The 24,829-nt window shown below is 64.6% G+C and carries 22 protein-coding genes, 1 tRNA gene and 1 pseudogene; 17 read left to right on the forward strand and 7 right to left on the reverse strand.

The window, feature by feature from the left end; genetic code table 11:
* Window positions 1-6 precede the first annotated feature (6 nt).
* Window positions 7-393, forward strand: coding sequence for a VOC family protein (locus tag IEX64_RS14960; RefSeq protein WP_188820775.1), 387 nt, complete (start codon window positions 7-9; stop codon window positions 391-393).
* A gap of 89 nt (window positions 394-482) precedes the next feature.
* Window positions 483-2,162 (forward strand): FAD-dependent oxidoreductase, encoded by a 1,680-nt coding sequence (locus IEX64_RS14965; protein ID WP_188820777.1) that lies wholly within the window; start codon window positions 483-485, stop codon window positions 2,160-2,162.
* On the opposite strand, the gene metW is transcribed toward IEX64_RS14965, so the two are convergent.
* Both metW and metX read right to left on the reverse strand, forming a co-directional pair.
* Window positions 2,155-2,763 (reverse strand): methionine biosynthesis protein MetW, encoded by a 609-nt coding sequence (gene metW, locus IEX64_RS14970; RefSeq protein WP_229710411.1) that lies wholly within the window; start codon window positions 2,761-2,763, stop codon window positions 2,155-2,157. The two genes, IEX64_RS14965 and metW, sit on opposite strands and share 8 nt — an antisense overlap.
* Window positions 2,760-3,875 carry a homoserine O-acetyltransferase MetX gene (gene metX / locus IEX64_RS14975; protein ID WP_188820779.1) on the reverse strand — a complete coding sequence of 372 codons (1,116 nt, stop codon included), beginning with the start codon at window positions 3,873-3,875 and terminating at the stop codon, window positions 2,760-2,762. Before metX ends, metW begins: the two co-directional genes overlap by 4 nt.
* 112 nt (window positions 3,876-3,987) lie before the next feature.
* Between metX and hisC the strand changes: the two genes are divergently transcribed.
* From hisC to IEX64_RS14990, 3 genes are all read left to right on the forward strand, one after another.
* Entirely contained in the window at window positions 3,988-5,100 is a 1,113-nt protein-coding gene (gene hisC / locus IEX64_RS14980; RefSeq protein ID WP_188820781.1) for a histidinol-phosphate transaminase, read from the forward strand.
* On the forward strand, window positions 5,097-6,026 hold the full coding sequence (locus IEX64_RS14985) for a prephenate/arogenate dehydrogenase family protein (RefSeq protein WP_188820783.1): 930 nt from the start codon (window positions 5,097-5,099) through the stop codon (window positions 6,024-6,026). The genes hisC and IEX64_RS14985 overlap by 4 nt, the downstream gene beginning before the upstream one ends.
* Before the next feature lie 78 nt (window positions 6,027-6,104).
* Window positions 6,105-6,881 (forward strand): transglutaminase-like domain-containing protein, encoded by a 777-nt coding sequence (locus IEX64_RS14990; RefSeq protein WP_188820785.1) that lies wholly within the window; start codon window positions 6,105-6,107, stop codon window positions 6,879-6,881.
* Between the two features lie 34 nt (window positions 6,882-6,915).
* On the opposite strand, the gene IEX64_RS14995 is transcribed toward IEX64_RS14990, so the two are convergent.
* From IEX64_RS14995 to ftsE, 4 genes are read right to left on the reverse strand one after another with little or no spacing between them, the layout of a single operon-like run.
* Window positions 6,916-7,611 (reverse strand): lysophospholipid acyltransferase family protein, encoded by a 696-nt coding sequence (locus IEX64_RS14995; RefSeq protein ID WP_188820787.1) that lies wholly within the window; start codon window positions 7,609-7,611, stop codon window positions 6,916-6,918.
* Complete coding sequence (locus IEX64_RS15000) at window positions 7,611-8,144, reverse strand: YdcF family protein (RefSeq protein WP_188820789.1); 534 nt, start codon at window positions 8,142-8,144, stop codon at window positions 7,611-7,613. The genes IEX64_RS14995 and IEX64_RS15000 overlap by 1 nt, the downstream gene beginning before the upstream one ends.
* Window positions 8,145-8,172: 28 nt before the next feature.
* Window positions 8,173-9,075 (reverse strand): cell division protein FtsX, encoded by a 903-nt coding sequence (locus tag IEX64_RS15005; protein WP_188820791.1) that lies wholly within the window; start codon window positions 9,073-9,075, stop codon window positions 8,173-8,175.
* The gene (gene ftsE, locus IEX64_RS15010) at window positions 9,075-9,788 is read right to left on the reverse strand and encodes a cell division ATP-binding protein FtsE (protein WP_188820793.1); all 714 of its coding nucleotides are present in this window, start codon (window positions 9,786-9,788) and stop codon (window positions 9,075-9,077) included. Before ftsE ends, IEX64_RS15005 begins: the two co-directional genes overlap by 1 nt.
* Before the next feature lie 148 nt (window positions 9,789-9,936).
* Between ftsE and IEX64_RS15015 the strand changes: the two genes are divergently transcribed.
* From IEX64_RS15015 to IEX64_RS15025, 3 genes are all read left to right on the forward strand, one after another.
* Window positions 9,937-10,785 (forward strand): zinc-ribbon domain-containing protein, encoded by an 849-nt coding sequence (locus IEX64_RS15015; RefSeq protein ID WP_188820795.1) that lies wholly within the window; start codon window positions 9,937-9,939, stop codon window positions 10,783-10,785.
* Between the two features lie 163 nt (window positions 10,786-10,948).
* Window positions 10,949-11,035 (forward strand) — tRNA-Leu (locus IEX64_RS15020).
* Window positions 11,036-11,274: 239 nt separating this feature from the next.
* Complete coding sequence (locus IEX64_RS15025) at window positions 11,275-14,010, forward strand: cation-transporting P-type ATPase (RefSeq protein ID WP_188820797.1); 2,736 nt, start codon at window positions 11,275-11,277, stop codon at window positions 14,008-14,010.
* Between the two features lie 21 nt (window positions 14,011-14,031).
* Here the strand turns inward: IEX64_RS15025 and IEX64_RS15030 are convergent, their stop codons facing one another.
* Window positions 14,032-14,862, reverse strand: coding sequence for a universal stress protein (locus tag IEX64_RS15030; protein ID WP_188820799.1), 831 nt, complete (start codon window positions 14,860-14,862; stop codon window positions 14,032-14,034).
* A gap of 269 nt (window positions 14,863-15,131) precedes the next feature.
* Between IEX64_RS15030 and IEX64_RS15035 the strand changes: the two genes are divergently transcribed.
* From IEX64_RS15035 to IEX64_RS15075, 9 genes and pseudogenes are all read left to right on the forward strand, one after another.
* Window positions 15,132-16,883 carry a cation:proton antiporter domain-containing protein gene (locus IEX64_RS15035; protein ID WP_188820801.1) on the forward strand — a complete coding sequence of 584 codons (1,752 nt, stop codon included), beginning with the start codon at window positions 15,132-15,134 and terminating at the stop codon, window positions 16,881-16,883.
* A gap of 61 nt (window positions 16,884-16,944) precedes the next feature.
* Window positions 16,945-18,000 carry an AraC family transcriptional regulator gene (locus tag IEX64_RS15040; protein ID WP_188820803.1) on the forward strand — a complete coding sequence of 352 codons (1,056 nt, stop codon included), beginning with the start codon at window positions 16,945-16,947 and terminating at the stop codon, window positions 17,998-18,000.
* A 129-nt stretch (window positions 18,001-18,129) separates the two neighbouring features.
* The gene (locus IEX64_RS15045; RefSeq protein ID WP_188820805.1) at window positions 18,130-18,942 is read left to right on the forward strand and encodes a TauD/TfdA dioxygenase family protein; all 813 of its coding nucleotides are present in this window, start codon (window positions 18,130-18,132) and stop codon (window positions 18,940-18,942) included.
* Window positions 18,943-19,189: 247 nt separating this feature from the next.
* Window positions 19,190-19,465 carry a hypothetical protein gene (locus IEX64_RS15050; RefSeq protein ID WP_188820808.1) on the forward strand — a complete coding sequence of 92 codons (276 nt, stop codon included), beginning with the start codon at window positions 19,190-19,192 and terminating at the stop codon, window positions 19,463-19,465.
* Window positions 19,462-20,079 carry a hypothetical protein gene (locus IEX64_RS15055; protein WP_188820810.1) on the forward strand — a complete coding sequence of 206 codons (618 nt, stop codon included), beginning with the start codon at window positions 19,462-19,464 and terminating at the stop codon, window positions 20,077-20,079. Before IEX64_RS15050 ends, IEX64_RS15055 begins: the two co-directional genes overlap by 4 nt.
* Before the next feature lie 139 nt (window positions 20,080-20,218).
* Window positions 20,219-20,946 (forward strand): annotated as a pseudogene (locus IEX64_RS15060) (response regulator transcription factor).
* A gap of 11 nt (window positions 20,947-20,957) precedes the next feature.
* Window positions 20,958-22,271, forward strand: coding sequence for an ATP-binding protein (locus tag IEX64_RS15065; protein ID WP_229710413.1), 1,314 nt, complete (start codon window positions 20,958-20,960; stop codon window positions 22,269-22,271).
* 130 nt (window positions 22,272-22,401) lie between these two features.
* Complete coding sequence (locus IEX64_RS15070; RefSeq protein ID WP_188820815.1) at window positions 22,402-23,091, forward strand: carbonic anhydrase; 690 nt, start codon at window positions 22,402-22,404, stop codon at window positions 23,089-23,091.
* Window positions 23,088-24,629, forward strand: a complete 1,542-nt coding sequence (locus tag IEX64_RS15075; RefSeq protein WP_188820816.1) for a SulP family inorganic anion transporter — start codon at window positions 23,088-23,090, stop codon at window positions 24,627-24,629. Before IEX64_RS15070 ends, IEX64_RS15075 begins: the two co-directional genes overlap by 4 nt.
* Window positions 24,630-24,829 lie beyond the last annotated feature (200 nt).

The raw sequence follows: 24,829 nt of genomic DNA on the forward strand, positions 1-24,829 counted from the left end.
AAAGACATGCTGCTGAAATCCATCCGGCTGGGATCGAACGACCTCGCCAAGACCCGCGCGTTCTATGATGCGACCTTCGCTGCGCTGGGCGTGGACGAGTGCTCCACGCCCGAGCAATATCCCATCGTCATGTGGGATCTGGGTGGCGTGAAGTTCCTGCTCGGTCCTGCGCGCGACGGCCAGCCGTGCACCTTCGCCAATGGCGGGACGATCATCTTCGAGGCGCCGAGCGAGGATGCCGTGAAGGCCTGGCATGCCGCAGGGCTTGCCAATGGCGGCACCAGCGAGGGCGACGCGGAAGCGAAGCCGCAGGCGCGCGGTGCCTTCGGGGCCTACTTGCGCGATCCGGACGGCAACAAGCTGGGGGCCTACTTCGGTCTGCAGATGGGATGATGCGGCAAAAGCTGCGCTACCTGTCATAAGTAAGGGTCGCAGGCCCTTCGCCTTGATCCCTATTCCTTCCTTCTCATGGAGAGGGAAGGATGGGACAGGCCTTGGGCGAGGACACTTTCGATTTCATCGTGATCGGCAGCGGTGCCGCCGGACTCGTCGGCGCGATTACCGCCAGCCGCAGGGGGCTGCGCCCGCTGATCATCGAGAAGGCCGATCACTGGGGCGGGACCACCGCCACCTCGGGCGGTGTGCTCTGGGTTCCCGGCAACGACCTGATGGCGGCGCAGGGTGAGCCCGACTCCGCCGCCGACGCCCGGGCCTATGTTCATGCGCTGATCGGTGAGGATGCCGACGAGCGGCAAGTCTCCAAGGCCGATGCCTTCCTGGAGAATGCGCCGCAAATGGCGCGCATGCTGGGCGAGGAGGGGGTGAGCTGGATCCGCAGTTCCGATCACCCCGACTACTATCCCGGCACCCCGGGGCACGGGAAAGGCCGCACGCTGGAATCGGCACCGCTCGATGGGCGCAAGCTCGGTCCGCAGTTCGAGACCATGCGGCTTTCCGAGCTCGACATGCCGGCGATCCACAGCGGCCAGTTTGGCACGCTCACGCGCACCTGGACGAGTTTCGGGCTGTTTCTGGAAGGGGCGCGCACGGCGATCGGTCACAAGCTGCGCACGCTTGTCGGCCAGAAGCCGCTCGGCAACGGGCGGGCACTGGCGGCTTCGTTGATGCGGATTGCCGTCAGGCGCGGCATTCCGGTGCGGCTGTCCACGCGGCTGGTCGAGCTTGTAGTAGAGCAGGGCTCGGTCACGGGCGTGATCGTGGAAAGCGGCGGCGTGCGCGAGCGGATCGAGGCGCCGGCGGGTGTGCTGTTCGCGGCTGGCGGCTTCGCGCGCAATGCCGCGCTGCGCAAGTCCCTGCAGGGGCGGGACGAGACATGGACCAATGCCATTCCCGAAGACGAGGGCGATGCCTTCGTTGCGGCGAGCAGCATCGGCGCGGACAGCGAACTGACCGATGATTGCTGGTGGATGCCCTCGATCCAGGTCAGCGAAGGGCAGAACGGCCTGGCGCTTGGCCTGCGCGCGCTGCCGGGCAGCCTGATCGTGAATGCGCAGGGACGGCGCTATCTCAACGAGGCGCGCTCCTACATGGCGACGGGCAAGGCGATGTATGAAAACGGCGCCGCCAAAGAGCGCCACTGGCTGATCATGGATGGGCGCTTTCTCAAGCGCTACATCTTCGCCGAACTGTCGCAGAAGGCGATCCGCGAAAAGATGATGGCCAACGGCTTCCTGAAGCGGGCCGATACGATCGCGGACCTGGCACGTGAATGCAGCCTCGATCCGCAGGCGCTGGAAGAGACGATCGAGCGTTTCAACGGGTTCGCCCGCGCGGGCAGGGACCTCGATTTCCAGCGAGGCGAGACCGACTACGACCGCTATTGGGCCGATCCCAACCATGGCCCCAATCCGAGCCTGGGAGAGATCCGCCATGCGCCGTTCTGGGCGGCGGTGCTGCGTCCGGGAGACCTCGGCACGAACGGCGGGCTCATGACCGATGCCAACGCGCGTGTGCTCGATCGCGACCATCAGCCGATCACCGGGCTCTATGCGGCGGGCAACGGAAGCGGATCGCCGTTTCGCAATGCCTACCCGGGAGCCGGAGCGACCATCGCCGCGGCCGCGACATTCGGCTTTATCGGCGCGAGTTTTGCCGCCAACCGGCAGAACAACCGTCCACCGCAGGCGGAACCTGTCAAATAGGGCGAGAAAGCAGGAAGATGGCGTGCTCGGCGCGGAAGTTCGCGGCGGCCGGGCTGCAACGGGTGTCGCCCGAGAGGAACCAGCAGCCCTCGACGTTGATGTTGCGCTCTTTCAGAAGCGCCCTGAAGTCATTTACGCTCAGGTGGTGGATGTTGGGCGTTTCGTGCCAGGCTTCCGGCAGCAGACGCGTCACCGGCATGCGGCCGTTCCACAGCAGCGAGAGCCGCCCGCGCCAGTGGGCGAAGTTCGGAAAGCTCACGAAGGCCTGGTGGCCGATGCGCAGCAGTTCATCGAGCACCATGCCCGGGTACATCGTGGTCTGCAGCGTCTGCGAGAGGATCGCGTAGTCGACCGACTTGTCGGGATAGAAAGCCAGATCGGTGTCGGCGTCGCCCTGAATGACCGAAAGGCCCTTGGCGACGCATGCGCCGACGTTTGCCGGTACCAGTTCCATGCCGCGAGCATCGCAGTGCTTCGTGTCGCGCAGGGCTGCCATCAGCGTGCCATCGCCGCAGCCCACGTCCAGAACGCGCGACCCCGGGGCGACGTTGTCGGCGATGACGGCAAGGTCGGGACGCAGGGCGCTGATGTCGGCGTTCACTGGTTGAGGAACCCTTCCACCACGTGATCGAGCGCAGGCACTTCCAGCAGGAAGGAATCGTGCCCGAAGGGAGCCGAAAGCTCGACGAAGCTCACAGGCAGGCCGGCGGCATTGAGCGCCTTGACGACATTGCGCGAATCCGACGTGGGATAGAGCCAGTCGCTGTCGAAACTGACGAGGCAGAACCGGGCCTTCGACTGACAGAAAGCGTTTGCGAGCCGGCCGCCATGTTCCTCGGCCAAATCGAAGTAGTCCATGGCGCGCGTGATGTAGAGATAGGAATTGGCGTCGAAGCGGCCGGTGAACGAGAGGCCCTGATACCGCAGATAGGACTCGATCTGGAAATCGGCGTCGAAACCGAAGGTCTTCTGCTCGCGGTCCTGCAGGCGCCGGCCGAACTTGGCAGTCAGGCCTTCTTCGGAAAGATAGGTGATGTGCGCGGCCATGCGCGCCACCGAAAGGCCCTTTTCGGGACCGCGGCCCTCGTCGGCGTGGTAGTAGTTGCCTTCCTGCCACTCTGGATCGGCCATGATCGCCTGCCGGCCGACTTCGTGGAAAGCGATGTTCTGTGCCGAGTGGCGCGCGGTCGAGGCGAGCACCAGAAAGGCCCTCGAGCGTTCCGGAAAATTCGCCGCCAGCGAAAGCGCCTGCATTCCGCCCATCGAACCGCCCACCACGGCGTGCAACTGCTCGATCCCGAGGGAATCGAGCAGGGCGACATGGCCGCGGACCATGTCGCGGATGGTGATTACGGGAAAGCGCATGGCCCAGGGCTCGCCGTCGGGCGCAAGGCTGGCCGGGCCGGTCGAGCCCATGCACGAACCGATCACATTGGCGCAGATCACATGGAACTTGTTGGTGTCGATCGGCTTGCCGGGACCGACCATGCGGGCCCACCATCCGGGCTTGCCGGTTTTGGGATGGTTGGAAACGACATACTGATCGCCGGTCAGCGCGTGGCAGATCAGGATCGCGTTGTCCTTCGCTGCATTCAGCTTGCCGTGGGCTTCATAGGCGATGCGCACGCCGGACAGGCTCTGTCCGCCATCAAGCGGCAGCGGTTCGTCCAGTTCGAGCACTTCGCTCTCGTCGTGAATCTGGGCGGTTGCCATCTTGGTGTTGCCAAGTGGGGGACAGCCGGGCCCAAGTCAATCGCTGCATGTCGATTGAGGGCCGCATTCTCCCTGTCATTCGGCCACGCGCTGCGTTAAAGGCGCGCCCGTCATGACCGAAATCCAGACCCGCAACCGTTCGCCCCAGCCCAAGCCCTGGATCGAGGCGATCCATGCCTATGTGCCGGGCAAGTCGGCCGGCAAGGATGGGCGCCCGCTGATCAAGCTTTCGGCAAACGAGAACCCGCTCGGCACCAGCGAACTGGCGCTCGCGGCGCGGGCGAACGCACCTGCGCTCTATCCGGACCCCGACAGCAAGGCCCTGCGGTCGCGGCTCGGCGAACTGCACGGGATCGATCCCGCACGCATCGTCATGGGCACCGGGTCGGACGAACTGCTCAATCTGGCGGCACAGGGCTATGCCGGTCCGGGCGACGAAGTGATCTACGTTCGCTACGGTTTTTCGGTCTACGACATCGCCGCACGCCGCTGCGGCGCCACGCCGGTGGTCGCGCCCGACGCCGATTATGGCACCGATGTCGACGCGCTGCTGGCGCTGGTCACGGACAAGACCCGCGTCGTGTTCATCGCCAACCCGAACAACCCGACCGGCTCTTTCCTGCCGAAGGGCGATATCGCCCGTCTCCATGCCGCTCTGCCTGCCGATGTGCTGCTCGTCGTCGATCAGGCCTATGGCGAATATGTTGCGCCCGAGGATGATGACGGGGCCATGGCTCTCGCGGAAGCGCATGAAAACGTGCTGGTGACGCGCACGTTCTCGAAGATCTTCGGACTTGCCGGCGAAAGGATCGGCTGGGGCACGGGCGCGCCGGGTATCGTCGCCACGCTCAATCGCATCCGCGGGCCTTTCAACGTCTCCAGCACGGGGCAGGCGATGGCCGCCGCGGCTCTCGACGACATGGCCTTTGTCGAACGGGCACGCGTGCACAATCGCGACGAGCGGGCGCGCTTCGTCGAGCAGATCGAGGCGATGGGCAACCACGGCCTGCGCGCCTTGCCAAGCCAGGCGAACTTCGTGCTCATCCTGTTCGAAGGCGCGCTCCGTGCCGAGACGGCCTTCGAAGGGCTGGCCGACCGCGGCTACATCGTGCGCTGGCTGCCCAATCAGGGGCTTCCGCACGGCCTGCGGATCACCATCGGGCACCCGCAGGACATGGACGCGATAGCCACGGCCCTGCGCGAGATGGCGGAGGCGGCGCGGTGAGTTTTCAGCGGCTCGCGATTATCGGCCTGGGCCTGCAGGGCGGCTCCATCGGGCTTGCCGTGCAGGAGTTCCTGCCGAAGATCGCCACTACCGGATACGACATTTCCCCCGAGTCCCGCGCCCGTGCGGCGGAGCGGGGGCTGGTCCACAAGGTGTGCGATACCGCGGGCGAGGCCGTGCGCGATGCCGATCTGGTGATCTTCTGCGTGCCGCCCGGCGTGATGGGCGATGCCGCGGCCGCCGTGCGCGATGGAATAGCGCCGAATGCCCTCGTCAGCGATGTCGGCTCGAGCAAGCAGGCCGTCGCCAAGGCGCTGGGCGAGGCCTTGCCCGATCATCTGGTGATTCCCGCCCACCCGGTTGCCGGTACCGAGAATTCCGGACCTGACGCGGGCTTTGCGCACCTTTTCCGCAATCGCTGGTGCATCGTCACCCCGCCCGAGCATACCGACCTTGTCAAGCTGAGCGCGCTTGTCGAGTTCTGGGAAACGCTGGGCGCCAACGTCGAGATCATGACCGCCGAGCACCACGATCTGGTGCTTGCGGTGACCAGCCACCTGCCGCACCTGATCGCCTACACCATCGTTGGCACCGCCTCCGATCTGGAGGACGTGACGCAGAGCGAAGTCATCAAGTATTCGGCGGGCGGCTTCCGCGACTTTACTCGCATTGCCGCTTCGGATCCGACGATGTGGCGCGACGTGTTCCTCTCCAACAAGGAAGCGGTGCTCACCATGCTGCAGCGCTTCACCGAGGACCTTACCGCTCTGCAGCGCGCCATCCGCATCGGCGACGGCGATACCCTGTTCGAACACTTCGCGCGTACCCGAGCGATCCGCCGCTCGATCATCGAAGAGGGGCAGGACGATTCGCGCCCCGACTTCGGTCGCGGCGATCACGAAGGCGTTCAAGGCCATACAGGCTGAAATTCCCGGTCCAGGCGGGAGCCTGCGACGGTTTCGGGAATTGAGCCGGTACATTCCGGATTTCCAGCGAGGCTGCCCATGAAAATTGCGATTGAAACCCGACTGGAATATGCGGTGCCGGGGCCGGTCGACGTCCTGCTTCAAATCGAAGCGGCCATGATCCCCGAGCAGACGGTGCTAAGCGCGCATATCGACTTGCCCGAGTTCGAGCATTTTGCCCGTGTTCCGGGGCAGGCCGATATCGGTGACCGTATCTGGCTCAGGCTCTCGCAGCCACTGAAGGTGCGCTATCGCGGCGTGGTCGAGATCAATCGCCTGATTGCAGATGTCGATACACTGCAGCGAACCCCGCCGCACATGCTGCCGGGCGAGACCGTCGATTACCTGCTGGCATCACGCTATTGTCCCGCCGACCTGTTTCAGGACTTCGTGAACAGCGAGTTTGCAGGAACCGAAGGCGGTGCGCGTGTGGCAGCCTTGCGGGACTGGATTGCCCAAACGCTGAGCTATGAGCCGGGATCGAGCGATGCCATGACGACGGCGATAGACACTTTTCACAGCCACAAGGGCGTTTGCCGCGACTATGCCCACCTGATGATCGCGCTGACCCGCGCCAGCGCCATTCCCGCCCGGTTTGCAAGTGTCTACGGAATCGGCGTCGAGCCACAGGACTTCCACGCCGTTGCCGAAGTGTTTCTGGATGGTGCGTGGCACATGGTCGATCCCACGCGCATGGCCCGATCCGAGAGCATCGCCAAGATCGGCGTGGGGCGCGATGCTGCCGACGTATCGTTCCTGACCAGCTTCGGGGCTGTGGAACTGCAGGAACAGTCAGTCGAGGTCAGCGAAGTCTAGGAGGCCTGCGAGTGGGCACGGCGAGCGCTCTGGGTCAGTCGTTCAGGGCGTTGATTGCTGCTTCCACCCGCGCCTCGATCTCGGCGCGCGGAAGACCCGGTTCGATGCGCTGGCCAACTCGCACCGTGATGATACCCGGCTTCTTCCAGCGTCGATGGTAAAGCCGCCCGCTGTTCACGGCCACCGGGACGACCGGCAGGCGGAGCAGCTTGTAGAGCCCGGTAAAGCCGGATTGCAGTTGCCCGTGCTCGCCTGACGGAACCCGTGTGCCCTCGGGAAAGATGACGAGCGGGCGGTTCTGCGCGGCGAAGGTACGCGCGTCTGCCACCATCTTGCGTAACGCCTTTGCGCCTTGCTCGCGTTCGACCGCGACGATGCCGTATTGCCTTGCCGCGCGTCCCCATCCCGGGATTTCGGCCAGTTCGATCTTGGGGAAGGGCACGGGCCAGTCCATGAGATTTGGCAGGTCGATCGCCTCGAAGAAGCTTTCATGCTTCACGGCGACGAGCAGTCCCTCGTTGGGCATCTCACCCTCGATAACGACCTTGATCCCCAGCAGCCACCGCGCGCACAGGCGGTGATACCAGGACCAGCCGTGGACGCTCCAGCGCATGGCCTTTTCGCTGATCGGCGTGAAGAACAGGGTGAGCAGCACGAACACGACCGTGCCGGGATAGAATGCAGCGTAGAACGCGAGGCTGCGCAGAACGTCGGCGGGAGTGGTGCGCATTACTGTCCGGCCAGGTTAAGCGCCACGCGCGCGATCAGCTTGTGATATTCGAGCAGCAGCGCGCCAAGGCTGGGCTGCGAAGGCACGGCATCATGCTCCACCCTGACGCCTTGCGGTAGTTCGCGGCGCAGTTCGAGTGTGGCGCGGCGCATGTGCCAGTCCGCCGTCACCAGCCGTATCGAACGGGCGCGATGCCGCTTTACCCACTGCGCCGTCTCGACGGCATTGGAACGCGTGTCGTAGGCTTGGTACCCCAGCGTGACGCAGCACTTCATCAGGCGCGGCGCAACGTCGAATTCGGCTGCAAACTCGCGGGGCTTCACTTCGCGGTCGACCCCGGAAACCAGCAGGCGCGGCGCGCTGTTCGCTCTCAACACGTCAAGCGCATGTTCGATCCGTCCCTGGCTGCCGGTCAGGACGATGATGGCGTCGGTGCGGACACTGGTCGGCAAGGGCCCCGGCAGCGCGATGGCGAACCACAGGAACCCGAAGAGCCAGATCAGCACGATAAAGGCGGCGAAGCGACGAAACATTGCAGGAGCTATATAGGGCTTGTGTGTATTATAGCATCTTACGCAGGGCGTGGAGAACCGTAAGCCGTGCAGTAACCATGGCAAGCAGCGTGGAGAGAACCGGGACCAGCGCCAGCAGCAGCCAGTCGCCCCACGTCAGCGCGCCATTGTTTACAAGCCCGGCGCCAAGGCCCGCAAACCGCCGTGCCAGCACCAGGATGACCACCAGCGCCAGTGCCAGCCCTACTGCACCGCCGCCCGCCGCGTCGTAACCGATTGAGCGCTGGAAGACGCGGGCGACCTGCGCATCGGTGCCGCCCAGCAGATGGACGATCTCGATCGTATCGCGGTTGGTACCCAGCGCCGTGCGGGCCGCCAGCAGCACTGCGGCAGTCAGCGCCAGAGCAAGCAGCGCGACGATGGCAATGGCCAGCACCTGCAGCGAGACCATGGCGTTGAAGACCGGCTTCAGCCAGTTCGACTGCGCATCGACGCGGGCCGAGGGCGCGACGGGTTTCAGCCTTTGTTCAATGGCGGAGAGCGCTGCTGGCGTGGCGGGGCCTTTCAATCGCACGTCGATCAGCGACGGGACCGGGATTGCGGATCCGGTGGCATTGGCAATGCCGGTGCCGAGCCAGGGTTCGATAAGGGCATCCAGCTCCGCCTGCGGGACCAGCCTTAGCCCTGCGACACCGGGCATGGTCTTGATCGCGGCGACAGCGCTTTCGGCTTCTTTCTGGCGGATATCGGCGCGGGGCTCGATGATCTGGACGGTCACGCCGCCTTCGATCTCGGCCTTGGCGGACGAGACTGCATTACCCAGCGCCAGTCCCGCCGCGAGCGCAATCGCCGTCATCGCGACCATGATGGCAATGACCCAGGGCATCGGGCCGGACATGCGGCCTTGCGGGATCAGCTCCGTGTCCCTTCCGGTGAACAGGCGGCGCACCATCAGGCCGGCTTTCTCGGCGGATAGCGTAGCGCTCCGGTGGGATCGGAAAGCCGGCCACGGTCGAGCCGCATGATCAGGCTGTCGGGCACCTTGCGCAGCAGGTCGAGGTCGTGGGTGGCGACCACAACGGTCGTCCCCTGCCGGTTGAGCATCTCGAACAGGCGCATCAGCTTGAGTGCCATGTCGGGGTCGACGTTGCCGGTCGGTTCGTCCGCCACCAGCATGGCGGGGCGTGCTATCACCGCGCGGGCAATGGCCACGCGCTGCTGTTCACCGCCGGAAAGCGTCGCAGGCTTGGCGTCGAGGCGGTCGGCCAGGCCTACCCAGTCGAGAATATCGCGCACCGGTGCGGCAAGGTCTTCTTCACGGTGGCCGGCGACGCGCAGCGGCAGCGCCACGTTGTCGAATGCGGATAAGTGCTGGATCAGCCGGAAGTCCTGAAAGACCACGCCGATCCGGCGGCGAAGCTGCGGCAGCCGGCTGCGGGGCATCGTTATCGCATCGGTGCCGAACATGCGGATCGCGCCGCGCGAGGGGCGCTGGGCCAGATAGAGCAGGCGCAACAGCGACGTCTTGCCCGCGCCGCTGGCTCCGGTGAGGAAGTAGAAGCGGCTGGGAAACAAGGTGAACGTCAGGTCGCTCAGCACCTCACGATCGGTGCCGTAGCGCAGGCCGACATTGTCGAAGTGGATGATTTCCCCGTCCGCGGTCATGTTCGTAATTCTACTGTGTCCGTGTTGGTCCGAACGGGCGTCGCACGGCCTATAACGATCAATGTATGTGGAAAAAAGGGCATTAGGCCGCGAACCCACAGCGCGATAGCTTGTCGCGCGTGAAACATCCGTGCTTATGGATGTCGTCATGATTATCGCCTGCCCTGCCTGTTCTACGCGCTATGCCGTGCCGGATAGCGCCATCGGCGTGGAAGGCCGCACCGTGCGGTGCGCGAAGTGCCGTCATAGCTGGTTTCAGGAAGGGCCCGAGGTCCCGTTCGAACCGGCTCCAGCACCCGCCGAGGCTGCGCCCCCTCCGGCGCCTCCGCGCGAGCAGCCCGCGCCCTGGCGCGAGCCCGAAGCCGAGGTGAAGACTGCGCCGGAAAAAGCCCCGGCGCCGGTCGCTCCCGGTCGCGAGGACGAGCCCGACTTCGGGCCGCTTCCGGCTCCCCCGCCGCCGCCGAGGAAGGCGGAGCGCAAGGCACCGGTCTATTACGACGACACCCAGATCAAGCCCTATGCCGACGAGGCGCATTCCAATTTCGATTTTGCGCCTCCGTTCCGCCGTCGGCGCAACTGGACGAAGATCGGGACTTATGCCGCCGGTATCTTCGCCGTCGTCACGCTGGGTCTCGCGGGGGCTATCGCCTGGGGCGGTCTGCCCGACTGGGTTCCGGTTCCGCATTCGACCTTCCAGCAGGGCGAGCCCGACCTGCAGCTCGATTTCCCGCGCAACCGGCAGGATCGCAAGCCGCTGCCCGATGGCACCGAGTTCTTCAGCGTCAGCGGAACGGTCAGCAACATCGGCAGCGAAGCGCGCTATGTGCCCTCGCTGCTCGTGGTGCTGCGCGACGAGCGCGACCGCATCGTTTATGAGAAGGAAGTGGTTCCGCCCAAGCGCAAGCTCGCGCCCGGCGAGACGATCACGATCAACGAGGCGCTGACCGATATTCCCAAGGCAGCCTCTTCGGCAGAGATCGGCTGGAAGCCCGACTGAGGCTTCGGTGATAGCCGTGCAGCGTGCCCTGCAATTGCGGCTTTTCGGCAGATAACGAAAGATTCTGGAAAATATTGTTCGCGACTCGCTTGCGGCCCCCGAATCCCTTTGCTAATGGCGCGCTCCTGCCACGGGGCGGATGCGATCCGGCCCCGTTGATTTAGCGGTCGTGGCGGAATTGGTAGACGCGCAACGTTGAGGTCGTTGTGGGCGAAAGCCCGTGGAAGTTCGAGTCTTCTCGACCGCACCAGGCAGTTTCAGAAACAGCACTGATTTTTGCCTTCGGGCACCCCGGCAGCGGCGGTTTTCTCGGCAACGCGCGGTGCTGTGTGGCCGATTGTTTCTCCCTCGAATCATAAAGCGAAAGCGCATCTTCGCGGTTGCGGGATCGGATGCCGACGTGCGACGCTGTACCTGTTGCCCGAAGCACTTATGCTTTGCCGGCACACGGTACGAAACGTCTGCCGCCATCGAGGAGCACGCCAAGCGATGCCCGACGAGAATCGCCAGAACCATCACGCGGAGCCGATCGACAGTGTGCTCGGTGCGCTCGGATCACGGCCGCAGGGGCTCACGGAATCGGAGGCGGAGGAACGGCTGGCCCGGCATGGCCCGAACCGGCTGCGCGAAGCGCCCGGACGCAACCCGATCCTGCGTTTCCTCACGCACTTTCACAACATTCTCATCTACGTCCTGCTGGCGTCTTCGGCGGTCACGGCCGTGCTCGGGCACCTTGTCGACACGGCGGTGATCCTCGCGGTCGTTCTGGCCAATGCGGTGATCGGCTTCATTCAGGAGGGGCGCGCGGAAAATGCCATGGCCGCGATCCGCGGAATGCTGGCACCGCACACTTCCGTCCTGCGCGAAAACGCGCGGCGCACCATCCAGGCGGATGCGCTCGTGCCGGGCGACGTGGTGCTGCTGGAGGCCGGAGACCGTGTTCCGGCCGACTTGCGTCTGATCGAGGCGCGGGGCTTGAAGGCGGAAGAGGCGATCCTGACCGGCGAGTCCGTGCCGGCGGACAAGGGGACGGCCCCGGTTCATCCCGACGCTGCGCTCGGCGATCGCACGCCGATGCTGTTCAGCGGCACGCTGGTAGTCTCCGGAACCGCGCGCGGGCTGGCCGTGGCCACCGGCGATGCCACCGAGATCGGGCGCATCAGTTCGATGCTGGCGAAAGTGGAAACGCTGACCACGCCGCTCGTGCGGCAGATGGACATCTTCGCGCGCTGGCTGACGCTGTTCATCCTGATGGTGGGGGCATGCCTGCTGACGTTCGGCGTCTTCGTCCGGCATATGCCGTTCGGAGAAGTCTTCATGGTCGTTGTCGGCCTTTCCGTCGCGGCCATCCCAGAGGGGCTGCCGGCGGTCCTGACCATCACCCTTGCCGTGGGCGTGCAGGGCATGGCGCGGCGCAACGCCATCGTCAGGCGGCTGCCGGCCATCGAGACGCTGGGTTCGGTCTCGGTGATCTGCACCGACAAGACCGGCACGCTGACGCGCAACGAGATGCAGGTGACCGCGCTGGTCTCTGCCGACAGTGAATTCTCGGTCGAAGGCGACGGCTATGCCCCCGCGGGTGCCGTGCATGCCGGGGATGGCCGTCCGGTAGATGCGGCCGGCGCTCCGATCCTGCACGAATTCGCCCGCGCGGCCCGTCTCTGCAACGATGCCGAACTGGTCTGCGCCGATGGCGACTGGCAGGTCGAAGGCGATCCCATGGAGGGCGCGCTGATTGCCCTGGCGGAAAAGGTCTCGGCCGGGTCCGGCGCGTCGTGGGCCGGTTTTGCGCGGACCGACGCAATCCCCTTCGATGCCGCCCACCGTTACATGGCCGTGCTGCATCACGATCACGAGGGCCATGCCTTCGTCGATGTCAAAGGGGCGCCCGAAGCCGTGCTGCCGATGTGTTCGGGCCAGCGGAACGGAGGAGGGGGGATCGAACCTGTCGATGCCGAATACTGGCAGGAGAGCATCGAGGCCCTCGCCGCGCAGGGCATGCGCGTGATTGCGCTGGCATCGCGTCCGATGCAGCAGGACGACACGGTGCTCAATAGCGCCGATCTCGAGCGGCAGCTGGTGTTCATCGGGCTGGTCGGTCTGATCGATCCGCCGCGTCCGGAGGCTATCGCCGCGGTCGCCGAATGCCATGAAGCGGGCATTCGCGTGAAGATGATCACCGGAGACCACGGCGCCACCGCGTTGGCCATCGCCGCGCAGATCGGGCTGCACAATACCGGCAGCGTGCTTACCGGCGCCGATATCGAGGGCATGTCCGACGGCGAATTGGCCGATGCCGTGGTGGAGACCGACGTCTTCGCCCGCACCTCGCCCGAGCACAAGCTGCGGCTGGTGTCCGCCTTGCAGGCGCGCGGCCTCACGGTCGCCATGACCGGGGACGGCGTGAACGATGCGCCCGCGCTCAAGCGCGCCGATGCCGGGACGGCCATGGGGCTCAAGGGCAGCGAGGCGGCGAAGGAAGCCGCCGAGCTGGTGCTGGCCGATGACAACTTCGCATCGATCGCCGCTGCCGTGCGCGAAGGGCGCACGGTCTACGACAACATCAAGAAGGTCATCAGCTGGACCCTGCCCACCAATGCGGGCGAGGCGATGACCGTCGTGGTTGCACTGTTCGCGGGGATCGTGCTGCCCGTCACCGCGGTGCAGATCCTGTGGGTCAATCTCATCACCGCCGTCACGCTGGGGATTGCTCTCGCATTCGAACCGACCGAGCCGGGGACCATGCGCCGCCCGCCGCGTCCGCGCGACGCGCCGCTGCTCACCGGCGAGCTGATCTGGCATATCCTGCTCGTCTCGATGCTGTTCGTCGTCGGCGTTCTGGGCATTTTCTTCTACGCGCTGGACAAGGGATACCCCGAACCGCTGGCCCAGACGATGGCCGTCAACACGCTGGTGGTGCTGGAGATCTTCAACCTGTTCTTCATCCGCAACATTCACGGCCCGTCGCTGACGCTGTCCGCCGTACGAGGCACGCCATACGTCTGGGCCGCCGTGCTGGTGGTAACGGTGGCACAGTTCGCGATCACCTATGTACCGGCCTTGCAGACCGTCTTCGGAACCCAGGCAGTGCCGTTCGGCGACGGCCTGCTGATCGTCGGGCTAGGTGTGGTGTTCTTCGGGATGATGGAAGTCGAAAAGCAGATGCGTCTGACGTTCCGCTATCCGGCCCGCATCGGCCTCGGGCGCGGAACGCCGCGCGCCTAGGCCGTCAGGGCGGGCATAAGGCTACTTCTTCTTTTCACGCACCATGAGCGTGTCGGCCTGGACGCATTCGAGCAGGGATTCGGCCATGCTGCCGATTGTCGCTTGGATCAGGCCGGTGCGGCCATGCGTGCCGATCACGACGAGATCGACGCCGTCTTCCAGCGCCATGTCGGAAACGACGCGGGTGGTTTCGCCATAGCCGATACGGATGCGGGTCCGTTCGCGCACGGCATCGGGAATGGCGGAATCCCGCAGAAAGGCATTCAGGTCCTTTTCCGCGTCCTGCGTCGCGGCCTGCTTGTTGTCGTCCGCCCGCAGCCATCCCTCGTAGGGAACGTGATAGGCATGGACGAGCTGGATGGTCGCCTCGGGAAACATCTCCGCCGCCTTCAGCAAGGCCTCGCGCGAGCATGTGGAGTAGTCTGTTGCGACGAGGATCGAGCGGTAGGGGGCATGGCACCGCTGCTTGACGACCAGCACCGGCGCATCGGCATGACGCACGATGTGATCGACCGCCGTGCCGGTGAAAAAGTCGCCCATCGTGTTGTAGCGCGCAACGCCGGTCACGATCAAACCGCACTCCGCCGACTTCGCCGCCTCGGTCACCAGCGTGGGCGCGGGACCGACCGAGGGCAGGATCTCCACGTCAGCGGTGGGATCGGGCAGGACGTCGCGGATCGCCTTGTCGGACAATTCCGGGTGCTTATCGAGGCGCGAGCCGGGCTCTATCGCATGCAGGACGATAAGCCGGGTATCCCACTTCGCGGCCATGAAAACGGCGCGGTCGACCGCCCGGTCAGAGCGGGCGCTCAGATCGGTAGCGACGAGGATGGGATGGTGATTTTTGGGCATGACCTGTTCTCTCGCCGTGATCCGTGTGTTTTCGAAACCCATGCCTGCCGCAAGGAGGCATGCCGATCATTGCGGACGGTCAATGAGACGGGCGGGCCAGTTCGGCCAGACCCGGCTGGCTGGCCCATGCATTGACCTGCCATTGCGCAGACCGGATTGCGCGTCGAGACTCGCGTGCCCGCAATGGGATGACAAGTGACAAATCTTTGCTGCCTGCGCGGCTGGGCGTGTTTGCAGGCGCGCGATAGTCTAGGGCGGCGGTTCGGGGCGTGAACGATCGCAGCGCTGCCCCAAGGGAAACGGACAAGGACGAACGGGTGCACGCCGAAATACCCTATCTGCGCGAGATGTTGATCTTTTTGGCCGCGGCAGGACTGATCATGCCGCTGGTACGCCGGCTGCGGATCAGCCCGGTGCTGGGCTTTCTGTGTATCGGCCTGCTGATCGGGCCCTACGGTCTGGGCCGCCTTACCGCGTTCGTGCCCAAGCTAGACCTCATCGTCATCACCCGCACCGAAGGCGTGGAGGCGATAGGAGAGCTGGGCGTCGTCTTCCTGCTCTTCAGTATCGGGCTGGAGATGTCGTTCCGGCAGATATGGGCGATGCGCAAGGACGTGTTCGGGCTCGGTTCGGCCCAGATCCTCGTCAGTGCCGCCGCTATAGGCACGATTGTTTATTTCTATCGCAGCGACGTTTCCACCGCCGTGCTGCTTGGCTTGAGCCTTGCCCTGTCTTCCACCGCCATCGTCGTCCAGCTGCTCTCGGAGCAGATGCGGCTGAGTTCCTCGCCCGGCCGCGCGGCTTTCGGGGTCCTGCTCATGCAGGATCTCGCGGTGGTGCCCATTCTGTTTCTTGTCGGCGTTCTGGCCGGGCACGGCAGTTCGACCGGCGGCGCGGCGCTGACGGCATTCGGGGAAGCCTTCGCCGTGATCCTCGCGATCTTCCTGGCGGGGCGTTTCCTGGTGAAGCCGGTACTGCGCTATGCGGGCGGCAGCGCGAGCCAGGAACTTTTCATGGCCTGCGTTCTGCTGCTGATCATCGGCACGTCTGCGCTCACGGCCATGGCCGGGTTGTCGATGGCACTGGGCGCCTTTCTCGCCGGTTTGCTGTTCGCCGGAACTGAATATCGCCATCAGATCCACAACGACATGGAGCCCTTCAAGGGACTGTTGCTGGCGCTTTTCTTCCTTTCCGTGGGCATGCGGCTGGATGTCGCGGCCGTGTGGGACCAGATCGGGTTGATCTTCGCGGCTGCGGCCGGGCTGATCGTGCTCAAGGCGGCGGTGCTGTTCGTTCTGGCGCGCCTGTTCGGCCATTCGCTCGCCGTCTCTGCCGAAGTGGCGGTTCTGCTCGGGGAGGGCGGGGAATTCGCGCTGATCGCGGTGGGGGCCGGGGCCGGTCTGGGCGTGCTCACCCCGCCGACGGCGCAGTTCATCATCCCCGTAGTGGTCATCTCCATGTTCGCGGCGCCAGGCCTCGCGGCAGTGGGCCGGCGCATCGGGAACTGGCTCACCCATGCGAACGCGGAGCATACCCTGCCGAAGGACGGCGATTCCGCCGAACGCCGCGTGGTGATTGGCGGTTTCGGGCGGGTCGGCAGGGCCATTGGCAAGGTTCTGGAGGATCAGCGTATCCCCTATCTGGTCATCGATTCCGACGCCGAACTGGTCGCGCGCGAACGCAGAGCAGGCGTGCCGATACATTTCGGCAATGCCAGCAACGATCGGCTGCTCGATCAGGTCGGCGTCAGCAATGCTATCGCTTTCGTTTCGACCATCGACGAGCGTGGCGGGGCAGAGGCCGTCGTTTCCGCGCTCCACAGGTCCCACCCGAACCTGCCGATCTACGCCCGGGCCAAGGACCCGGCGCATGCCCGCGCGCTGACCATGGCCGGGGCCGAGCTTGCCGTTCCCGAAGCGACGGAGGCCGGACTCAAGCTGTCCGAAGCGCTGCTCCTGTCGGCGGGTCTGCCGGACAATGTCGCCAGCGCGATCATTGCGCAGGAACGCTCCGCAATCTGACCCGTCCGGCCCTGAGCAGACCTTCCCATCCCGACGGCGCAGCTCTACCGCGGATGGCGAGATGACCCCGGTGGATGACCTGAGCGCAATCGAACAGGCTGGAACGATACGGTTCGACCGGGTCGACCCGCGCATACTCTGGTTCTTTCCCGATCTTGTGAGTGGTCTCGGCGGAGAGCCGGACGCGATGCTGGGCCAGGTCGGAATCTATCCGGGCGCGGCCGGGCGCGGCGACTGGACCGTCAGCTATCGGCAGATGGTATCGCTGCTGGCCGTCGCGGCGAAGGATCTCGACTGCCCCGATCTGGGGATGCGCCTGGCCAAGCTGCAGGCAGGGGGCATCCAGTCTCCTTTGCTCCAGCTCTTCCGCAATTCGGCTACGCTGGGCGAGGCGCTGCAGCATGTGCTGGATCACAGCTATGCGCACAGCCTTGCCGCCGGAATATGGCTGCAACGGTGCCCGGCCGAGGAGACGGTGACGGTGGGGCATGACATCCTCATCGAAGGCGTGCCGGACAGGCGTCAGGCGATCGAGCAGATCCTGTTGATCGAATACCTCACCCGCCTCGATGCCACGGCGGGTCTGGCGCGGGCGCGACGGGTGGACTTTCGCCACCTGCCTATGTCCGCGCCGTCGGTCTACCGCGCGAATTTCGGGAGCGAGGTGCGCTTCGGGCAGGCGGCGGATGCGATCGTCTATGGTGAACAGGTTCTCGCCAGCCCTATCGTCGCCTCCGACCCGTCGGAATGCCGTCGCGTGATCGCGCGGATCAACGGGGCATTTGCAGAGCACGAACCACCGCTCCACGCTCGCGTGCGCGGGCTGGTGATGCATCTTCTCTCCAGTGAGCGTTGCACTGACCCGGACGTGGCGAAAGAACTGGGGCTGCATCCCCGTACCCTGCATCGTAAGCTGCGGGGTGAGGGAACGTCTTTCCGGCAGATCAAGAACGAGGTCCGGCGCGATCTTCTGATCCACTATCTGGACCAGACCGCCTTGCCGATTGCCGAGATATCCGAAAGGCTGGGCTTCGCCGAGCAATCCGCCATGACGCGCTTCTGCCGGCAGCAGCTGGCAGTATCTCCGACCCAGCGCAGGGCAGGTCGATCCGACTGAACGGCGGCGCCTGTCCGAAATGGGCAAGTCGCCGGACGCGGATTGTTGGATGACAGGATCAAACGCGATCCTACCGCTTCTCGCCTCCCGGCCGGAGCGGGCCTTTGACGTTCATGGGAGAAAGCCAAGGTGACTTTTCAGACAACCGACCTGACGCCGCTTATCGGTACCCGCGTGGAAGCCGACAAGGCCATCCTGCTCGACGGAAGCCGCGCGGCGGAGCTTCGCGAACTGCTCGAGGCGCGCGGCGTTCTCGTATTCCCGCAGGTCAACATGACCGATGAAGAGCAGCGCACCTTTGCGCATACCATCGGCACCCCGACCGATCAGGGCGAGCGCGGCCTGCACAAGATCAGCCTGGACGAAAAGGTTACGGCCACCGCAAAGTACCTCAAGGGAACGGTGCTATGGCACTTCGACGGCTGGAACGACCGCATTCCCGCCCGCGGGACGGTACTGACCGGCCGTGTTCTCTCGAAAGTCGGCGGGCAGACCGAGTTCTCCAATACCTATGCAGCGTACGAAGAGCTGCCTGAGGACAAGAAGGCGCAGATCGCCGACCTCAAGGTTGCCCATACGATGGAAGGCACGCAGCGCGGCGTCCACGAAGAGGTTACGCCCGAGATGGAAGCGGACTGGGCCAACTTCCACATCCACCGCCACCCGCTCGTCTGGACCCACCGGTCGGGGCGCAAGTCGCTGCTGCTGGGATCGAGCGCGGACTGGGTGGAAGGAATGGACCGGGCCGAAAGCGATGCCCTGCTAGCCGAACTCAAGGCCTGGGCTTCGCAGCCCCGTTTCGTCTATCGTCACGAATGGAACGTGGGCGACATGATTGTCTGGGACAATTGCGGTGTCCTGCACCGGGTCGAGCCCTATCCGATGGACAGCGGACGCGTGATGCATCGCGTAACGCTCGATGGTGAGGAAGCCATCGCCTGATTTGTTGCTGAAAGGCTGCCGGGCAAGCTGGATTTGCTTGCCCGGCAATTTCCTGGAAACAGTTTTCGCGCTTCCGCTTGGGGGGCGTAACGTGGGAATTGCCCGAGGTTCCGGGGTGTTGCGTGTCTCGCTCGTACCCCGATAGCTGCTAAGCAATTGTCCGGAAACATTTCGTTACGGTTTCGAACAAGGCGCGAAATGCAGGTCCCCTTAATTAGCGACAACAAGATCGCAAATGGAGACCGTTATGATTTCGGCAATTCTTCTCGCTGTCGCTGGGCTTTCGGCGCCCGCAGCAGCTCCCGCAGCTTCCTTCGGCGCAGACACCGTACGCAGCCTCAAGGGCCACCCGGCGCTTCCTGCCCGCAGCGCGGAGAGCAAGACGGCCAACCTGCCGGCCGCATGCCATCCCGATCCCACCAAGCGCCGGATTTGCCGCCACCACATCGTGCAGGCCGAACAGGACCGTCGTGAAGCCCGTGCTCTCGCGGCTGCCAACAGCCGTGCTGAGATGGCCGAGTGAGGACGCTCCTCGCTGCCCTGGCCACCTGCTTCACGCTGGGTTGGGCCGGGGTTGCAGCCGCCTATGACGAACTGCCGCGCGGACTGGCAAAGCTTACGCCGGCAGAAGTCGTGGACCGCATCCACATCGATGACGAGATGCTCGAACCGCATATCGTGATCTCGACGGAAAAGGCCTGGAAGCGTGGTCGGGGCATCGAGGGGGCGCATGCCACCGACGTGCACTTGCGTGCTCTGGTCGACCGTCAGAGCGGAGCGGTGCGTTGGCAGGTCTGGCACGAGCTGGTCTATCCCGGACATCGCCCGGAAATGGTGGGTGTGAACTACCGGGCTGGCGGCCGCCTGGAACAGGCCGAGCTCCTGTTCGCGGAGCACTGGCAGGACGACTGTCCGGGCACCGACGATCCGCCCGTTTCGTGCAACAAGTATGCACGTTTCGTCTTTGAAATTCCGGACGATGTCGTGGCCGAAATAGCCGCGGCCTATCGCCCGGAAAGCCGCGCCCCCTGGCGGCTGCGTTTCAAGGACGTGAACGGCGGCTCGATCACCGGAGGGCTGGCGCCTGCAGAGGCGGCAGGATTGGTAAAGGCAGTGGATCGGATGCGCGGCGATTGAGCACCATTCCAGCACATAAAATCAGTTCGCTCATGGAGGGTGCGGTTTGCCTGACCGCGCCCTCGTACCTATATGCACTCAAAATAGTAATGAGACGATGACGCTCGCATCCACACCCAAATTCCCCCACGAAACCATGATGGCTCCGCCGACCATATTGCTGGTCGAAGACGACGGGGCCTTGAGGACGTTGACGGCTCGTGCGCTGCGGCAGAGCGGCTTCAATGTGCTTACCGCCGCGACCGGCGCCGAGATGTGGGTCACCCTTCGGGAATCCGCCGTGAATCTCGTGGTCCTCGACATCATGCTGCCGGGTACGAGCGGGTTCGACCTGTTCCGCCGGCTACGGCGTGAAAGCGACGTGCCGATTATCTTCGTCAGCGCGCGGGGCAGCGAGGAAGACCGTGTGCTCGGCCTCGAACTCGGAGCGGACGACTATCTGGCCAAGCCGTTCAGCACGCGTGAGCTTGCTGCGCGTGTCAGCGCCGTGCTGCGGCGTGGCGGCGGGATGGAAACGACGGCCGATCGCGGGGGCGACAATAGCCGCACGCCGGACATCATCCGTTTCGATGGCTGGCAGGTGTTCCTGGCGCGCCGCGAGCTTCGCTCTCCGAGCGGGGCCATCGTCGATCTGACCGGCGCGGAATTCGATCTGCTTTCCACTTTTCTCGGCTATCCCCAGCGGGTGCTTGGGCGCGAGCGGCTCATGGAGCTTTCGCGTTCGCGCATCGGCGACAGTTCCGACCGCAGTATAGACGTGCTTGTCAGCCGTCTGCGCCGCAAGCTACAGGCAGAGGGCTGCGAGCCCCCATCGTGACGGTTCGCGGCGTTGGGTACATGTTCAAGGCGGAAGTGACGCGAGGCTGATGGCAGGTCGCATGGTTGCGATGTTTCGGCGGCTGGGGCTGCCCGAGCGGTTGCTGGGTATTCTCCTGTTGGTGATCGTCGTCGACTTTGTGGCGAATTCGGTCCTGTTCGACCGTGCCAACTCCTTCGAATTGCGCCGCGACGATGCCGAACGCATTGCCGAAAACCTCGTTCTGTCCACCCGCATGCTCGAGCGCGCCCCGACCGAAAAGCGGGATGCCCTCGCGACGGAACTGAGCACAGAGCGCTTTGCGCTCGACTGGATGGCCCCCGGCGAGCGGCAGCGCGGTTCGCTGGGTCTTGCCAACCTGCGCGCGCAGGTGGTCGAGATCGAACCCGAGCTGGCCTATGCGGACCTTGAGCTGCACCTCGAGGAAATGCCGGGCAAGGGCAACATCGGCGGATCGCTGCAACTTACCGATCGCAGCGTGCTGCGCTTCCACACCCACGCCCATGCCGCCTGGACGCTTACGGTCGGGCGCATCATCAGCATGCTGCTGCCCACGCTTCTGCTGATCGTACTTGCCTGGATATTGCTGCGGGCAACATTGCGCCCGCTTCGCAATCTGATCGGCGCGGCTCGAAATCTGGGCTCGGGGCCGCCCAATCCAGTGCCCGAGCGCGGCCCCGACGAGTTGCGCAGCCTTATTCGCGCGCTCAATGAAATGCAGGAGCGCATTCACCAGTCGCTGGTCGATCGGACCCAGACGATGCTGGCTATCGGTCACGATCTCAAGACGCCGCTTTCGCGCATGCAACTGCGGCTCGACGACAGTGCGCTCGATTCCGATGTGCGCGAAGGCTTGAATCATGACATCGTCGAGATGCGCATGTTGCTGGAATCGCTCCAGGCCTATGTCGACAGCGACGGTCGCAACATTCCGCCCGAGCGCATGGACATTGCGGTGATGGCGGAAACGCTGGTGGATACCGCCGCCGATCAAGGCGCGGATGCCACCTATTCCGGTGCATCAAGTCTGGTGGTGCGCGTGCGCCCGGTGGCGATCCGCAGGGCACTGTCCAACCTCATAGAGAACGCCATTCACTACGGCGGGAATGCGCGCGTTCATGTCCGTCAGGATGGCGGAGCGGCGGAAATCGTGGTCGAGGACGATGGTCCCGGCATTCCCGAAGACCGCATTTCCGATGCCTTGCAACCTTTCGTCCGGCTCGACACATCGCGAGCCCGCGACACGGCCGGCATGGGGCTGGGTCTGCCGATCGTGCGCAAGGCCGTTCGCATGGAAAACGGCACGCTGGACTTGCGCAACCGGCCGGAGGGCGGATTGCGCGCGACGATCCGATTGCCGTTGACGCCGAATTGAGCGTTTGACGCGCTGCAGCAAAACTTCGTTACGTTTCCGCACGATGGAGGAAAATCGCGCCACCTAACTCTTGTCCTATCCCGGTGGCAACGTGCTGCCGTGTCGAGATAACAAGAAAAGGGTGACCGACATGAACGAGCTGATCGGCCGCGTATTCCACTTCGAGAAGTCGATTTTTCCTGACAACGGCGAATTGTTCAGCAAGCTGGCAACCCATGGGCAGGAGCCGAAGGCGCTGATGATTTCCTGCGCAGATTCGCGCATCGTTCCCGAGCAGATCATGCAGGCGCAGCCCGGTGATCTGTTTGTCTGCCGCAACGCCGGCAACATGGTCCCGCCTTATGCGACCATGAACGGCGGCGTGACTTCCACCGTTGAGTTTGCAGTTGCGGCACTCGGCGTGCGCGACATCATCGTGTGCGGTCACTCGGACTGCGGCGCGATGAAGGCGCTGAGCGATCCGACGGGCCTTGAATCGATGCCCAACGTTGCTGCCTGGTTGCGCCACGGCGCCGCCGCCGAGCACATCGTCAGCACTTGCCATGGCGAACTGAGCGGCAAGGAGCGTGTTCGCGCGGTCAGCCTCGAGAACATCATCTCCCAGATCGCGCACCTGCGCACGCACCCCTCGGTGGCAGCAGCCATCGCGCGCGGCGAGATGACACTGCATGGCTGGTTCGTAGATATCCACGCCGGTCAGGTGCTGGGTCTCGACGGCGATACGGGTGAATTCGTGGCGCTGCGCGAAAATCGTGATCTGCCTGTCGCGCTTGCTGCCCGTCAGCGTATTGCTTCCGAGTACGCCGAGGCTGCCGAATGAGCGCGAGCCTCGCCACAGCGGGCGAGGAGCGCACAGGCCTCTTCGCCCATTTCGGGCGCGATTTCACCGCGTCCATCGTCGTTTTCCTCGTCGCGATGCCTCTTTGCATGGGCATCGCGATCGCGTCCGGTGTGCCGCCCGAAAAGGGTCTGGTGACCGGCATTATCGGCGGGATCGTCGTCGGACTCGTTTCCGGTTCTCCGCTGCAGGTCAGTGGTCCGGCTGCCGGCCTCGCCGTCATCGTCTTCGAGTTTGTCCGTGAAAACGGGCTCGAAGCGCTCGGTCCGGTGCTGCTGCTGGCCGGCGTTCTCCAGCTTGTCGCCGGCGCGCTCAAGCTCGGCGGCCTGTTTCGTGCCATCAGCCCGGCTGTCGTTCACGGCATGCTCGCGGGTATCGGTGCGCTGATCGTTATCGGCCAGTTCCACATTCTCTTCGACGAGAAGCCGCTTTCGAGCGGGCTCGAGAATATGGCGATGATGCCGTCTCGCGTGCTGGGCCTGGACTTCAACGACGTTGCCGCGACCGAACTTGCCCTCGCGCTCGGCGTGCTGACGATTGTCGTGATGATGGGGTGGGAAAAACTCCGTCCCAAGGCGATGTCGCTCGTTCCCGGTGCCTTGCTGGGCGTCATGGCTGCCACGGCCATTGCCTGGGGCATGGACCTCAACGTTGCCCGCATTCAGGTTCCGGAATCGATCGGTGCCGCCTTTGCGCTGCCGACGTCGATGGAATGGTTCGCGCCGCTCGCCAGCCCCTCGCTGATCGTTGCCGCGCTCGCCATCGCCTTTATCGCCAGTGCCGAGACGCTTCTTTCGGCAGCGGCGGTCGATCGCATGCACGACGGCGTTCGCACCAAGTACGACAAGGAATTGAGCGCGCAGGGCGTGGGCAATTTCCTGTGCGGCCTTGTGGGCGCGCTTCCGATGACCGGCGTTATCGTGCGTAGCTCGGCCAACGTTCAGGCCGGCGCCAAGACCCGTCTTTCGACGATGCTTCACGGCATCTGGATCCTCGGCTTCGTTGCCGTGCTTCCCTGGCTGCTGGCCGAAGTGCCGATGGCGGCGCTGGGCGGTGTGCTGGTGGTTACAGGCTGGAAGCTGGTGAGCCTCAAGCATGTCCGTCACCTGTTCAAGGCGCATGGTTTCCTGCCGGCTGCCGTCTGGGCCGTGACCTTCATTCTCGTCGTCACGACCGACCTGCTCACCGGCGTCCTCGTCGGCCTGGCGCTGACGGTGGTCGAACTGCTGCCGCACATCAAGGATCTGCGTCTCAAGGTGCATGAGCATGACGGCGAAGAGGAAACCCGTCTGGAACTCGATGGTGCGGCCACGTTCGTAGGCCTGACCAAGCTCAACTCCGTGCTGGAACGCCAGCCGGCGGGGCGTCCCATTCACCTCGATCTCGGCAAGGTCAAGGCCATGGACCACACTACGGCGGAAACGCTGAGCGAGTGGATCCAGCGCCGTCGCCAGAGCGGCCATAAGGACCGCATCACCGGCGACGAAGCCATCCTGCGGCCGCTGCCGGTCGGAGGCTGACAACGTTCACCTGGAGGCCGGTCACCCTCACGTCCGGTCCCCCAACCTTCCGGGCGGGCTCGCAATGCGGCCCGCCCGGCTTTCTTTTCATGACAGATCGCAGCGGCGTGCAATGGAAACACTTCGTTACACAAGGGAAAAAAACGCGACAATTATATTGCGTATGCGAAGAAAGCCGGAGTGAAACGGATCCGCCACGA

Origin of the sequence: Novosphingobium indicum (assembly GCF_014645195.1) — a bacterium.
Lineage (GTDB): Bacteria > Pseudomonadota > Alphaproteobacteria > Sphingomonadales > Sphingomonadaceae > Novosphingobium > Novosphingobium indicum.

Bases quoted from the DNA above. Each gene is read 5' to 3' on its own strand.
- IEX64_RS15040 (WP_188820803.1), top strand. From the start codon at position 16,945: ATGACCCCGGTGGATGACCTGAGCGCAATCGAACAGGCTGGAACGATA.
- IEX64_RS15030 (WP_188820799.1), bottom strand. From the start codon at position 14,862: ATGCCCAAAAATCACCATCCCATCCTCGTCGCTACCGATCTGAGCGCC.
- metX (WP_188820779.1), bottom strand. From the start codon at position 3,875: ATGGCAACCGCCCAGATTCACGACGAGAGCGAAGTGCTCGAACTGGAC.
- IEX64_RS15070 (WP_188820815.1), top strand. From the start codon at position 22,402: ATGAACGAGCTGATCGGCCGCGTATTCCACTTCGAGAAGTCGATTTTT.
- IEX64_RS15005 (WP_188820791.1), bottom strand. From the start codon at position 9,075: ATGGTGCGCCGCCTGTTCACCGGAAGGGACACGGAGCTGATCCCGCAA.
- IEX64_RS15050 (WP_188820808.1), top strand. From the start codon at position 19,190: ATGATTTCGGCAATTCTTCTCGCTGTCGCTGGGCTTTCGGCGCCCGCA.
- IEX64_RS14990 (WP_188820785.1), top strand. From the start codon at position 6,105: ATGAAAATTGCGATTGAAACCCGACTGGAATATGCGGTGCCGGGGCCG.
- ftsE (WP_188820793.1), bottom strand. From the start codon at position 9,788: ATGACCGCGGACGGGGAAATCATCCACTTCGACAATGTCGGCCTGCGC.
- hisC (WP_188820781.1), top strand. From the start codon at position 3,988: ATGACCGAAATCCAGACCCGCAACCGTTCGCCCCAGCCCAAGCCCTGG.
- IEX64_RS14960 (WP_188820775.1), top strand. From the start codon at position 7: ATGCTGCTGAAATCCATCCGGCTGGGATCGAACGACCTCGCCAAGACC.
- IEX64_RS15075 (WP_188820816.1), top strand. From the start codon at position 23,088: ATGAGCGCGAGCCTCGCCACAGCGGGCGAGGAGCGCACAGGCCTCTTC.
- IEX64_RS14965 (WP_188820777.1), top strand. From the start codon at position 483: ATGGGACAGGCCTTGGGCGAGGACACTTTCGATTTCATCGTGATCGGC.
- IEX64_RS15000 (WP_188820789.1), bottom strand. From the start codon at position 8,144: ATGTTTCGTCGCTTCGCCGCCTTTATCGTGCTGATCTGGCTCTTCGGG.
- IEX64_RS15065 (WP_229710413.1), top strand. From the start codon at position 20,958: ATGGTTGCGATGTTTCGGCGGCTGGGGCTGCCCGAGCGGTTGCTGGGT.
- IEX64_RS15025 (WP_188820797.1), top strand. From the start codon at position 11,275: ATGCCCGACGAGAATCGCCAGAACCATCACGCGGAGCCGATCGACAGT.
- IEX64_RS14995 (WP_188820787.1), bottom strand. From the start codon at position 7,611: ATGCGCACCACTCCCGCCGACGTTCTGCGCAGCCTCGCGTTCTACGCT.
- IEX64_RS15015 (WP_188820795.1), top strand. From the start codon at position 9,937: ATGATTATCGCCTGCCCTGCCTGTTCTACGCGCTATGCCGTGCCGGAT.